The sequence below is a fragment of the Streptomyces cinnamoneus genome (genome assembly GCF_002939475.1).
GTDB lineage: Bacteria > Actinomycetota > Actinomycetes > Streptomycetales > Streptomycetaceae > Streptomyces > Streptomyces cinnamoneus_A.
Genome location: NZ_PKFQ01000001.1, coordinates 3,393,459 through 3,405,563, shown reverse-complemented (window position 1 = coordinate 3,405,563; position 12,105 = coordinate 3,393,459). Strand labels below are relative to the sequence as shown.

Here is a 12,105-nt window from a genome sequence, read left to right as displayed (position 1 = left end):
GCAACTCGTCTGTGCCGCCCTGGTCTTGCCGGCGGCGTCTTCGGCCGTCACCCCCGTCCTGGCCGTCCGTGAGGAACGAGCCGGGCCCCCTCCTGTCGTTTCCGTCCGGGTTCGGCGCTTAGAGCGGCCGTATGCCACACCGAATAGTGTGTGCACGAATCAGCGAAACGCGTGAGGAGCGGATGTGGGGGACTCGACGGTTGGTGCACGGTCCGGCGGCCAGGAGCCCGAGCGGTTGCCCGACGGCACCGCGGGGACGGCCGGGGACGGCGGGGCGCCGGTGGAGGACGCCCACGCCGGGGAGACGGAGACCCCCGGACAGGACGACGGCAAGGTCAGACGCAAACAGCAGCGCCCTTTGTGGAAGGAGCTGCCGATCCTCATCGGCGTCGCCCTGATCCTCGCGCTGCTCATCAAGTCCTTCCTGGTGCAGGCGTTCTCCATCCCCTCCGACTCGATGCAGAACACGCTCCAGCGGGGCGACCGGGTGCTGGTGGACAAGCTGACCCCGTGGTTCGGCTCGAAGCCGCAGCGCGGTGAGGTCGTCGTCTTCCACGACCCGGGCGGCTGGCTGGACGAGGACACCAAGCAGCAGAACGCCGTGCAGAAGGTCCTCAGCTTCATCGGCCTGATGCCCTCGGCGGACGAGCAGGACCTGATCAAGCGGGTCATCGCGGTCGGCGGCGACACCGTCGAGTGCAAGGGCGACAACGAGCCGGTCGTGGTCAACGGCAAGTCGCTGCGCGAGAGCGGCCACATCTTCCCGGGGAACACGCCCTGCGGCGACAAGCCCTTCGGGCCGATCACGGTGCCCAAGGGCCGGATCTGGGTGATGGGCGACCACCGCCAGGACTCGATGGACTCGCGCTGGCACCAGAACATCGACGGCGGCACGGTCTCGGAGGACGAGGTCGTCGGCCGCGCGATCGTGGTGGCCTGGCCCCTCGACCGCTGGTCGACCCTCCCCGTCCCGGGCACCTTCGACCAGCCGGGCCTGAACGCCGCCGCGGCGGCTGCCCCGCCGGCCCTGGGCCTCGCGGGCGCGCTCCCGCTGGTCCTCTGGCGCCGGCGCAGGCTGGTCGGGAAGGCCGAGCGCCAGGGGTGAGCCCCGCCGTCAGGAGCCGGCCGGGTCCTCCGGCCGGTCCTCGCGCCGGCGCAGTTCCTCGTTGAGCCGCAGGGCTTCCTCGAGCTGGTCCTCAAGGATGATGATGCGGCAGGCGGCCTCGATCGGGGTGCCCTGGTCGACGAGCTCGCGCGCGCGGGCGGCGATGCGCAGCTGGTAGCGCGAGTAGCGGCGGTGGCCGCCGCCGGATCTCAGCGGAGTGATGAGCCGGGCCTCGCCCAGGGCGCGCAGGAAGGCGGGCGTCGTGCCGATCATCTCAGCGGCACGGCCCATGGTGTAGGCGGGGTAGTCGTCGTCGTCGAGGTTGTCGGCGGCGTTCGGTCGGGCTTCTGGAGCCATGCGCACCCTTCGTCGGGGGGACCTTATCGGCTGGCGGCGGAGCATGTCTATCGCGGCCACCGTAGCTTTCGGGGCGCGCGGGCGCCGCGCGCAGGGGCGTGGCGGGGGTGCGGGTCGCGGGGTGCGGGGCGGCCGGGGAAACGGGCCGGGGATATCGAAAAACAAATATCTCATCCCGCGGTGACAGAAACAGGGGGCGGGCCGCCGCCGATTTTCTCGCCCATCGTCAACCGGACGAGAAATGCCTAGGCGGTGCTGTATGAGTCGTGCTAGTGTCGATATCAGTTGCAGTTGTGGTTCCCAAAATCTTCAAGTGCTTCCACCGGTTTCCCACCGGTGAAGCACTTTGTGTTACCGGAATTCTCCGGGTGGGGCAATCATCGCGGCGACGCGAGGCCCGCTCCCTGTGGGCCCATGGGTATTTCCCCGAAGGAGAAAATTATGGCTACCGGCACCGTGAAGTGGTTCAACGCTGAAAAGGGCTTCGGCTTCATCGAGCAGGACGGCGGCGGCGCCGACGTCTTCGCCCACTACTCGAACATCGCCACCCAGGGCTTCCGTGAGCTCCAGGAGGGCCAGAAGGTGACCTTCGACGTCACGCAGGGCCAGAAGGGCCCGCAGGCCGAGAACATCGTTCCCGCCTGAGGCTGAAACATGCAGCGCTGGGGCCGGCACCTTCGGGTGCGGGCCCCAGCGCTCGTTTTTCCGCCCCCGCCACGCGTCCGGCTGATTTTTCCGGAGAATTCCCGGAGCGTGCGTGCCGGAGGCGTTGTCGAGGGCGCATTCGCTTGATATTTATTTCGACCCGTCCTTGCGAATCCTCGCGTGGTTCGCCGAGCCGGAGCCGGCTTGAGGGACCTCCGGCCGGGACGTCCCGGCCCAGGTCCCCGGGTGGTCCCGCCGCACGAACCGCTCCGGCACCGATCCCCTCCGACCCCGTCTGTGAGGCACCATGCGTTGCGTAATCGCCCACTTCCCCTTCGACTTCGTCAAGGGTGAGGTCGAGCAGCTGATGACCGGCGTCGAGCCGGAGGCCGCCGTCGGTCCCTGTGCGGTCATCGATGGCCGTACCTACCCCGTCAAGCAGGTCGGCGAAGTGATCACGCGGCAGGACCGCCGGGACTTCACCGCGGGCGAGGTGACCAGGGCGCTGAGCCGCCTCGGCTTCGACTGCCTGACCGCCCCCGCGGCGAGCTCCCCGGAGCCCGGCGGGTGGCCCGAGCCGCTGCTCTGACCCACGGAGGCCGGCCCACGGCCCCAGGCTGCCGCCGAAGCCGCGGACGTGCCTGGCGAACGGCCGGGGCGGCCCCCTGGCCGGAGCGGGGCGTTCCCTTGGGGTCCCCCTCAGGGACCGTCCGCTTCGGGGGGCTCGTCGAACGCCGACTGGCTGGCCGCCAGCCAGGACCGCGCCGGTTCCGCTGCGCGGGTGGTGTCCACCGTGAAGTGGAGACGGGTGCCGCCTTCGGCTCCGGCCGGATAGCTGCGCTGTTCGGTCGCGGCGAAGCAGCGGCGCAGCACCTCCGCGACCTTGCGGGCGACCTCGGGCGTCGCCGCGACGACGCGGACGTCGGCGTGACCGGCGTCGGGCAGCTGCTGCTGGGCCTCCATGGCACCTCCTCGGCAGGGCGCCCCGGGACGGCGGCGAGCCCCGCGGTCCGGCGAACTGGCCCACATGCCCAGTGTGCCCGCCCGGAGGCGGGTCCCGCACCGCGGGAGGGCGCGGGCCGAGGCCGGGCGTTACGCCTTCCCCAGCCTCTGGGAACGCGGCGACCGGCTGGGGGCGACTGCGGATCGGGCGGGTGCTGCCGGACGAACGCCTGGACGCGGGCGACCAGTTCCCCCTGCCGGGTCTCCGGCGGCAGCGGGTGGGCGGTGGCGCGGGGCGTGCGCGGGCATACGAAGAAGGCCTCAGGTCCGTGACCTGAGGCCTTCTGCAAGAGCGGGCGACGAGAATCGAACTCGCGCTCTGAGCTTGGGAAGCTCATGTTCTACCATTAAACTACGCCCGCGCGCGGAGCCCCTTGAGGCTTCGCATCGTCGCACACTCTACCCCATCGAAGGCCCCCGGTGCACTTGCCGTGGTGGCCTTCTCGTCGTGTGAGGGGGGTGTGCGGGGGATGGGGACGGGTGCGCGGGGGGCGGGAGTTGGGGCGTACCGTGGGGGCGCGGCAAACCTCCGGGGGCTGTCGGGGTGCCGCCTTCAAGTCGGTCTGATACATCCCCTAATGTGGCTTTTGTTCTTCACGTTCATGGGGAAAGGGAGCTCGATGGAGCGCACCGTCGTTCGTTGTGCCGAAGGGCACGTGTTCAGCACCGCTTCGTTCCCGATGCAGCACCTCGGCGCCGGCCGGATCGGCCCCGGGCGGCTGCTGCGCTGCCCGCGCTGTGCCCGTCTGCGGCATTCCGTGCCGGTTGATCTCACGAAGCGATGAGCCCGGCGCGGGCCCGGCCCGGGGGGCCGGGCCCGCGTTGTCAGGTTGTCCGGCTTCTCCGCGTATCCTCGATGCGTGCTTCTCTCAGACAAGGACATCCGGGCCGAGATCGACGCCGGCCGCGTGCGGATCGACCCGTACGACGAATCGATGGTGCAGCCGTCGAGCATCGATGTGCGGCTGGACCGCTACTTCAGGGTGTTCGAGAACCACCGGTACCCGCACATCGACCCCGCGGTCGAGCAGGCGGACCTCACGCGGCTGGTGGAGCCGGAAGGCGACGAGGCGTTCATCCTGCACCCCGGCGAGTTCGTGCTGGCCTCCACGTACGAGGTGATCACGCTCCCCGACGACGTCGCCTCGCGGCTGGAGGGCAAGTCCAGCCTCGGCCGGCTCGGTCTGCTGACGCACTCGACGGCCGGCTTCATCGACCCGGGCTTCTCGGGGCACGTGACGCTGGAGCTGTCGAACATGGCCACGCTGCCGATCAAGCTGTGGCCGGGGATGAAGATCGGCCAGCTGTGCATGTTCCGGCTGAGCTCTCCCGTCGAGCACCCCTACGGTTCGGAGAAGCACGGCTCCCGCTACCAGGGCCAGCGCGGGCCGACGCCCTCGCGTTCCTTCCAGAATTTCCACCGCACCCAGGTCTGAGCAGCAAGGCGAAGAGCAACAGTGAGTGAGATCCGCGAGAACCTGACCTACCCGATCTTCGGGCAGGCCATCCGTGAGCTGGCGCAGACCATCGCGGACGACGGCTACGAGCCGGACATCATCCTGTCCATCGCGCGGGGCGGCGTCTTCGTCGCCGGCGGTCTCGCCTACGCCCTGGACTGCAAGAACATCCACCTGGTGAACGTCGAGTTCTACACCGGCGTGGGCTCCACCCTGGAGATGCCGGTCATGCTGGCGCCCGTCCCCAACGCGATCGACTTCTCCAACAAGAAGGTCCTGATCGCGGACGACGTCGCCGACACGGGCAAGACGCTCAAGCTCGTGCACGACTTCTGCCTCGACCACGTCGCCGAGGTGCGCAGCGCGGTCATCTACGAGAAGCCGCAGTCGCTGGTGAAGTGCGAGTACGTCTGGAAGCGCACGGACGACTGGATCAACTTCCCGTGGTCCGTCGAGCCGCCGGTCGTCCGGCGCGAGGGCCAGATCCTCGACGCCTGATCGCCGCCCCTGACACGAAAAGCCCTGGTCCCCACCCTCGTGGTGGGGACCAGGGCTTTCGCGTGGCCGGAGCGCTACAGCGTGCCGAGCTTGATGAGCGACAGCAGCGCGACGAGCTGGATGGCCGACGCCCCCAGCGCCCGGGGCCAGGGCAGGTCGTGCGACTTGCTCACCATGGACGTCAGCAGCACGCCGCCCGCGAGCCAGGTGGCCCAGCCGAGCACTTGCACGAGCGTGCTGTCGCCGCCCAGGAACATCGCGAAGAGCAGGCGGGGCGCGTCGCTGATCGACATGATCAGCATCGACAGGCCGACGGTCGGCTGCCATATGCCGTCGCCGCCGAGCTGGCGGGCGAGGGTGTGGGTGACCGCGCCGAGGATAAGCCCGGCGACCACCATGATCACGCCGGTGACCAGCACCGCCGGCAGGACGTCCGCGAGGGAGGCGCCCAGCACGTCCTTGCGGGCCTTGTCGAAGCCGAAGACCGCCAGCAGGCCGTAGACGAAGGTGACGATCAGCGCCGGCGCCCACATCTGGTGGTCCCGCATCCGCCAGAAGGTGTCGTTCGGGCGCAGCACGATGCCGCTCAGCAGCTCCTTCCAGTGCAGCCGGGGCCCCGGGGGCGGGGCGGGCGCGGTGTGGCCGCCCCCGTCGCCGTAGGGGTCGTACGCGTCCGGTGCCTCGCCGAGGCTGAACTGCTGGGTCTGGCCGGGGTCGCCGGGGTACGGGGCGGGGCCGCCGGCCGGCGCACCGCCGCCGTAGGGCTGCCCGTACTGCGCGGGCTGCCCGTACGGACCGGGCCGGCCGTGCTGGCCCTGCTGGCCGTAGCCGGGCTGCTGGGGCGCTCCGCCGCCGAGGTACTCCGGCTCGTCGTACCCGCCCGGCTGGTGCCCCCACTGCTGGGGCCCGCCGCCGTAGCCGCCTGCGGGCGCGCCGGGGTGCCCGGGCGCGCCCGACCCGCCGTAGGGCGCCTGCTGTTGTCCTTGCCGCGCGGGCCCGGCACCCTGCGGGTCCCGTCCGCGTCCCATCCTGAATCCAGCCACGCCCTCGAACGTACCCGCTCCCGGCGGGTACCGGAGCCGGGCGGCGGTGGGCGGGCCCGCCTTGCGGCCGAGCTGTGACATCCCTTAGGGGAAAGCTCCGGGTCGGCGGGGCGCAAGGGGCGCGGGTGCTAGATGGTGAGCGCGCCGATGCCGCCGACGTTGGAGACCATCCGCTGAAGGACCTTCAGCGCCGCCACGTACTCCTCGTCCGTGATGCCCGCGTGCACCTCGGCGCGCACCCGGTCGACGACCTCCTTGGTGCGCGCCTTGGCCTCGCGTCCGGCGTCCGTCAGGTGCAGGAAGCCCTCGGCGTCGTCGGTGAGCCAGCCGCGGGCGAGGAGGCCGTCGGTCGCCTGGACGATCGTGTCCGCGCCGACGTCGAGCACGAGGCGGAGGTTGTCGCGTATCTGTTCCCGCGTCAGTCCGGCCTCGGCGGCGCGGTCGACCTGGTTGAGGACCCACCACTGGGGCTGGGCGATGTCGACGCGGGCCATGGCGCCGCGGAGGTGGCGGAGGACGGCGGTGTGGGCGATCCATGACCAGTAGCCGATGGGTTGGGCCGCCAGGGAAGCGAAGTCGGTGGGGGTGTTCGGGTCGGCCGGGTTGGTCGTCGTCCGGGACTGGGTCTGGGGCTGCGTCTCCGTGGTCATGAGGACGACGCTACGACCTCAACCTTGCTTGAGTTCAAGTGTATTGGCCGTCACCAGGGCGTTTGTCGGCCACAGGCCGGGTGTTCGGTCACGGGCGACTGCGCGGCCAGGGGCGCCCGCGCACGGCCGCGAGCCCCTGCGCGGCCGCGAGCCCCCATGACGAAGGCCGGGCCCCGCGACGGTTCGCGGGGCCCGGCCTGGTGCGTCGGGAGGTGTCCGGCGTTACTTCACCGGCTCGGGGTCCGGCTTCGGCGCGTCCGCCGGCTCGCCGTCCCCGTCGCCGTCGTCGCCGTTCTCCGGCGCGGCCGGCGTCTTGACCGACTCCAGCAGCAGCTGGGCGACGTCCACGACCTGGATGGACTCCTTGGCCTTGCCGTCGTTCTTCTTGCCGTTGACCGAATCGGTCAGCATGACGAGGCAGAACGGGCAGGCGGTGGAGACGATGTCCGGGTTGAGGGACAGGGCCTCGTCCACGCGCTCGTTGTTGATGCGCTTGCCGATGCGCTCCTCCATCCACATGCGCGCGCCGCCGGCGCCGCAGCAGAAGCCGCGCTCCTTGTGGCGGTGCATCTCCTCGTTCCGCAGGCCCGGCACCTTGGCGATGATCTCGCGCGGCGGCGTGTAGACCTTGTTGTGGCGGCCCAGGTAGCAGGGGTCGTGATACGTGATCAGACCCTCGACCGGGGTGACGGGGACGAGCTTGCCCTCGTCGACGAGGTGCTGCAGCAGCTGCGTGTGGTGGATGACCTCGTACTCGCCACCGAGCTGCGGGTACTCGTTCGCGATCGTGTTGAAGCAGTGGGGGCAGGTCGCGACGATCTTCTTCTTCGCCTTCTCGACCTTGACGCCCTCGTCCGCATCCTCGCCGAACGCCATGTTCAGCATCTCGACGTTCTGCTGGCCGAGCTGCTGGAAGAGGAACTCGTTGCCCAGGCGGCGGGCCGAGTCACCGGTGCAGTTCTCGTCGCCGCCCATGATGGCGAACTTCACGCCCGCCATGTGGAGCAGCTCCGCGAAGGCCTTGGTGGTCTTCTTGGCGCGGTCCTCCAGGGCGCCGGCGCAGCCGACCCAGTAGAGGTACTCGACCTCGGTGAGGTCCTCGATGTCCTTGCCGACGACCGGGACCTCGAAGTCGACCTCCTTGGTCCACGCCAGGCGCTGCTTCTTCGCCAGGCCCCAGGGGTTGCCCTTCTTCTCCAGGTTCTTGAGCATCGTGCCCGCCTCGGAGGGGAAGCTGGACTCGATCATCACCTGGTAGCGGCGCATGTCGACGATGTGGTCGACGTGCTCGATGTCGACGGGGCACTGCTCCACGCACGCGCCGCAGGTGGTGCACGACCACAGCACGTCCGGGTCGATGACGCCGTTCTCCTCCAGCGTCCCGATCAGCGGGCGCTCGGCCTCGGCGAGCGCCGCCGCCGGGACGTCCTTCAGCTGCTCCTCGGTCGCCTTCTCGTTGCCCTCGGCGTCCTTGCCGCCGCCCGCCAGCAGGTAGGGGGCCTTGGCGTGCGCGTGGTCGCGCAGCGTCATGATCAGCAGCTTGGGCGACAGAGGCTTGCCGGTGTTCCAGGCGGGGCACTGCGACTGGCAGCGGCCGCACTCGGTGCAGGTGGAGAAGTCGAGGATGCCCTTCCAGGAGAACTCCTCGACCTTCGAGACGCCGAAGACGTCGTCCTCGCCCGGGTCCTCGAAGTCGATCGGCTTGCCGCCGCTCGTCATGGGCTGCAGGGCGCCCAGCGCCACGTCGCCGCTCGCCTCGCGCTTGAACCAGATGTTCGGGAAGGCCAGGAAACGGTGCCAGGCCACACCCATGTCGGTCTTCAGCGAGACCGTGATCATCCAGATGAAGGACGTCGCGATCTTCAGCCCGGCGAAGAAGTAGGTGAGGTTCTGGAGCGTGGAGGTGTCCACTCCCTCCAGCCACGAGACGACCGGGTACGAGATGAAGAACGAGGCCTCGTAGCCGTCCACGTGGTGCTGGGCGCCTTCGAGCGCGTGCAGCATGAAGATGCAGACGCCGACGATGAGGATGACGGACTCGACGAAGTACGCCTGCCCGGTGTTGGAGCCGGCGAAGCGGGACTTGCGGCCCGGCTTGTCCGGCCGGTTCAGCTGCCGGATGACGATGAGGGTCAGGATGCCGAGCGCGGTCATCGTGCCGAGGAACTCGACGAAGACGTTGTACGGGGCCCACTCGCCGATGACCGGCAGGAGCCAGTCGGCCTTGAAGAGCTGCCCGATGGCGTTGACGATCGTCAGCAGGAGCGAGAAGAAGCCCACCGCCACGAACCAGTGCGCCACGCCGACGACGCCCCAGCGGTTCATCCGGGTGTGGCCGAGGAACTCCTTGGCCACCGTGACCGTGCGTCCGGCGGGGTCGTCGGTGCGGGTACCGGCCGGTACAGGCTGGCCCAGCCGTACGAAGCGGTAGATCTGCAGGATGGCACGGCCGAACAGCGCGACGCCGACCGCGATTAGGACCAGCGACACGATGATCGCGGCGAGTTGCATGGGTGGCTCCTCGGGCCTGCGTGTGAGCGGGATGATGCGGGATTACCAATGGGTAACTTATCCAGTCCGTACGAGACTACTCACTCTCGCGCGCGCGATATAGGCGCACCGCCGGTGATCTGTGTCGCTCAGGGCAGCCTCACCGATGCGCCGCGTGGGCGCCGTCCGACCTCCCTCTTCGGCGCCTCGGTGCCCGCCCTCGCCGTGCGGCTGCGCATAAGCCCCGCATAAGACTTGAGTCGCCTCCACTCAGGTCTGTTGACAGGTTCGGATCGGTGCTGCACCCTTGAGTCTGTTCCACTCAAGTCAGCTGGAGGAATCGACATGGCACGTGCGGTCGGCATCGACCTGGGTACGACGAACTCCGTCGTCAGTGTTCTCGAGGGCGGTGAGCCCACCGTCATCACCAACGCCGAGGGCGCCAGGACCACGCCGTCCGTCGTCGCCTTCGCCAAGAACGGCGAGGTGCTGGTCGGCGAGGTCGCCAAGCGCCAGGCCGTCACCAACGTCGACAGGACCATCCGGTCGGTCAAGCGCCACATGGGCACCGACTGGAAGATCAACCTGGACGGCAAGGACTTCAACCCGCAGCAGATGAGCGCCTTCATCCTGCAGAAGCTCAAGCGGGACGCCGAGGCCTACCTGGGCGAGAAGGTCGTCGACGCGGTCATCACCGTCCCGGCGTACTTCAACGACTCCGAGCGCCAGGCCACCAAGGAGGCCGGTGAGATCGCGGGTCTGAACGTCCTGCGCATCGTCAACGAGCCCACCGCGGCCGCCCTGGCCTACGGTCTCGACAAGGACGACCAGACCATTCTCGTCTTCGACCTCGGTGGCGGCACCTTCGACGTCTCGCTGCTCGAGATCGGCGACGGCGTGGTCGAGGTCAAGGCCACCAACGGTGACAACCACCTCGGTGGTGACGACTGGGACCAGCGCGTCGTCGACTACCTGGTCAAGCAGTTCCACTCCGGCCACGGCGTGGACCTGTCCAAGGACAAGATGGCGCTCCAGCGTCTGCGCGAGGCCGCCGAGAAGGCGAAGATCGAGCTGTCCTCGTCCACCGAGACCTCGATCAACCTGCCCTACATCACGGCGTCCGCCGAGGGCCCGCTGCACCTGGACGAGAAGCTCACGCGCGCCCAGTTCCAGCAGCTGACCGCGGACCTGCTCGAGCGCTGCAAGACCCCCTTCCACAACGTCATCAAGGACGCGGGCATCAGCCTGTCCGAGATCGACCACGTGGTCCTGGTCGGCGGCTCCACCCGCATGCCCGCCGTCGCCGAGCTCGTCAAGGAGCTGACCGGCGGCAAGGAGGCCAACAAGGGTGTGAACCCGGACGAGGTCGTCGCCATCGGCGCCTCGCTCCAGGCCGGTGTCCTCAAGGGTGAGGTCAAGGACGTCCTGCTCCTCGACGTGACCCCGCTGTCCCTCGGCATCGAGACCAAGGGCGGCATCATGACCAAGCTGATCGAGCGCAACACCACGATCCCGACCAAGCGCTCCGAGATCTTCACGACGGCCGAGGACAACCAGCCGTCCGTGCAGATCCAGGTCTACCAGGGCGAGCGCGAGATCGCGGCGTACAACAAGAAGCTCGGCATGTTCGAGCTGACCGGCCTGCCGCCGGCCCCGCGTGGCGTCCCGCAGATCGAGGTCTCCTTCGACATCGACGCCAACGGCATCATGCACGTGACCGCGAAGGACCTGGGCACGGGCAAGGAGCAGAAGATGACCGTCACCGGCGGCTCCTCGCTCGCCAAGGACGAGGTCGACCGCATGCGCCAGGAGGCCGAGCAGTACGCGGAGGAGGACCACCGCCGCCGCGAGGCCGCCGAGACCCGCAACCAGGGCGAGCAGCTGGTCTACCAGACCGAGAAGTTCCTCAAGGACAACGAGGACAAGGTCCCCGGCGAGGTCAAGACCGAGGTCGAGACCGCCGTGTCCGAGCTGAAGGAGAAGCTCAAGGGCGAGGACACCGCCGAGATCCGCACCGCGACCGAGAAGGTCGCCGCGGTCAGCCAGAAGCTCGGCCAGGCCATGTACGCCGACGCCCAGGCCGCGCAGGGCGCCGCCGGTGCCGCGGGCGCCGACGCCGGCCAGCAGGCCAAGGCCGAGGACGACGTCGTCGACGCCGAGATCGTGGACGACGAGAAGCCGAAGGGCGGTGCGTCGGCGTGACGGAGGAGACCCCGGGCTTCAACGAGAACGAGAAGCCTGAAGGCCCCTCCGACGCCACGACCCCCGACGACGCGGCGCAGGCCGCCGGGTCCGCCGACAAGGCGGGCCCGGCCGGCCCGGCCGCGTCCGGTGAAGAACTGGTCGAGGTAGGCCTCCAGGCACAGCTGGACCAGGCCCAGGCCGCGCTCACCGAGCGCACCGGGGACCTCCAGCGGCTCCAGGCCGAGTACCAGAACTACCGTCGCCGGGTGGAGCGGGACCGGGTCACGGTCAAGGAGATCGCCGTCGCGAACCTCCTGTCCGAGCTCCTCCCCACCCTCGACGACATCGGCCGCGCCCGTGACCACGGCGAGCTCGTCGGCGGCTTCAAGTCCGTCGCCGAGTCGCTGGAGACGGTCGTCGCCAAGATGGGCCTGCAGCAGTTCGGCAAGGAGGGCGAGCCCTTCGACCCGCTGGTGCACGAGGCGCTGATGCACAGCTACGCGCCGGACGTCACCGAGACCACGTGCGTGCAGATCCTGCAGCCGGGGTATCGCATCGGCGAGCGCACGATCCGCCCCGCGCGGGTCGCGGTGGCCGAGCCGCAGCCGGGTGCCCAGGGCAAGGCCGAGGACGAGGCGTCGGACGAGGAGAGCGGTGGCCCGGACGAGGGCTGA

The 12,105-nt window shown here is 69.5% G+C and carries 13 protein-coding genes and 1 tRNA gene; 8 read left to right on the top strand and 6 right to left on the bottom strand.

Annotated features, from left to right (window positions below; translation table 11 throughout):
• The first annotated feature begins 235 nt into the window (after window positions 1–235).
• Entirely contained in the window at window positions 236–1,105 is an 870-nt protein-coding gene (lepB, locus tag CYQ11_RS14740; RefSeq protein WP_424154029.1) for a signal peptidase I, read from the top strand.
• Between the two features lie 9 nt (window positions 1,106–1,114).
• On the opposite strand, the gene CYQ11_RS14735 is transcribed toward lepB, so the two are convergent.
• Window positions 1,115–1,462, bottom strand: a complete 348-nt coding sequence (locus CYQ11_RS14735; protein WP_099200070.1) for a MerR family transcriptional regulator — start codon at window positions 1,460–1,462, stop codon at window positions 1,115–1,117.
• Between the two features lie 441 nt (window positions 1,463–1,903).
• Between CYQ11_RS14735 and CYQ11_RS14730 the strand changes: the two genes are divergently transcribed.
• Window positions 1,904–2,107: a cold-shock protein gene (locus CYQ11_RS14730; RefSeq protein WP_010986199.1), complete on the top strand. Its 204-nt coding sequence runs from the start codon at window positions 1,904–1,906 to the stop codon at window positions 2,105–2,107.
• Between the two features lie 307 nt (window positions 2,108–2,414).
• Window positions 2,415–2,696 (top strand): SCO5918 family protein, encoded by a 282-nt coding sequence (locus CYQ11_RS14725; protein WP_099200071.1) that lies wholly within the window; start codon window positions 2,415–2,417, stop codon window positions 2,694–2,696.
• Window positions 2,697–2,806: 110 nt separating this feature from the next.
• Here CYQ11_RS14725 and CYQ11_RS14720 read toward each other — a convergent pair whose 3' ends face one another.
• Window positions 2,807–3,070, bottom strand: a complete 264-nt coding sequence (locus CYQ11_RS14720; RefSeq protein ID WP_099200072.1) for a hypothetical protein — start codon at window positions 3,068–3,070, stop codon at window positions 2,807–2,809.
• A gap of 330 nt (window positions 3,071–3,400) precedes the next feature.
• Window positions 3,401–3,471 (bottom strand) — tRNA-Gly (locus CYQ11_RS14715).
• 258 nt (window positions 3,472–3,729) lie between these two features.
• On the opposite strand from CYQ11_RS14715, the gene CYQ11_RS14710 reads away from it, so the two are divergent.
• The 3 genes from CYQ11_RS14710 to CYQ11_RS14700 all read left to right on the top strand — a co-directional run bounded on the left by CYQ11_RS14710 (window position 3,730) and on the right by CYQ11_RS14700 (window position 5,064).
• The gene (locus tag CYQ11_RS14710) at window positions 3,730–3,894 is read left to right on the top strand and encodes a hypothetical protein (RefSeq protein WP_240003464.1); all 165 of its coding nucleotides are present in this window, start codon (window positions 3,730–3,732) and stop codon (window positions 3,892–3,894) included.
• A 75-nt stretch (window positions 3,895–3,969) separates the two neighbouring features.
• Entirely contained in the window at window positions 3,970–4,545 is a 576-nt protein-coding gene (gene dcd / locus CYQ11_RS14705; RefSeq protein ID WP_099200073.1) for a dCTP deaminase, read from the top strand.
• A 21-nt stretch (window positions 4,546–4,566) separates the two neighbouring features.
• Window positions 4,567–5,064 carry a phosphoribosyltransferase gene (locus CYQ11_RS14700; RefSeq protein ID WP_099200074.1) on the top strand — a complete coding sequence of 166 codons (498 nt, stop codon included), beginning with the start codon at window positions 4,567–4,569 and terminating at the stop codon, window positions 5,062–5,064.
• A 74-nt stretch (window positions 5,065–5,138) separates the two neighbouring features.
• Here the strand turns inward: CYQ11_RS14700 and CYQ11_RS14695 are convergent, their stop codons facing one another.
• The 3 genes from CYQ11_RS14695 to CYQ11_RS14685 form a co-directional block, all read right to left on the bottom strand.
• The gene (locus CYQ11_RS14695; protein WP_099200075.1) at window positions 5,139–6,188 is read right to left on the bottom strand and encodes a Yip1 family protein; all 1,050 of its coding nucleotides are present in this window, start codon (window positions 6,186–6,188) and stop codon (window positions 5,139–5,141) included.
• Window positions 6,189–6,235: 47 nt separating this feature from the next.
• On the bottom strand, window positions 6,236–6,757 hold the full coding sequence (locus tag CYQ11_RS14690; protein ID WP_099200076.1) for a MarR family winged helix-turn-helix transcriptional regulator: 522 nt from the start codon (window positions 6,755–6,757) through the stop codon (window positions 6,236–6,238).
• 222 nt (window positions 6,758–6,979) lie between these two features.
• The gene (locus CYQ11_RS14685; protein WP_099200077.1) at window positions 6,980–9,268 is read right to left on the bottom strand and encodes a (Fe-S)-binding protein; all 2,289 of its coding nucleotides are present in this window, start codon (window positions 9,266–9,268) and stop codon (window positions 6,980–6,982) included.
• 324 nt (window positions 9,269–9,592) lie between these two features.
• Between CYQ11_RS14685 and dnaK the strand changes: the two genes are divergently transcribed.
• Entirely contained in the window at window positions 9,593–11,449 is a 1,857-nt protein-coding gene (dnaK, locus tag CYQ11_RS14680) for a molecular chaperone DnaK (protein ID WP_099200078.1), read from the top strand.
• Window positions 11,446–12,105, top strand: a complete 660-nt coding sequence (grpE, locus tag CYQ11_RS14675; protein ID WP_099200079.1) for a nucleotide exchange factor GrpE — start codon at window positions 11,446–11,448, stop codon at window positions 12,103–12,105. The genes dnaK and grpE overlap by 4 nt, the downstream gene beginning before the upstream one ends.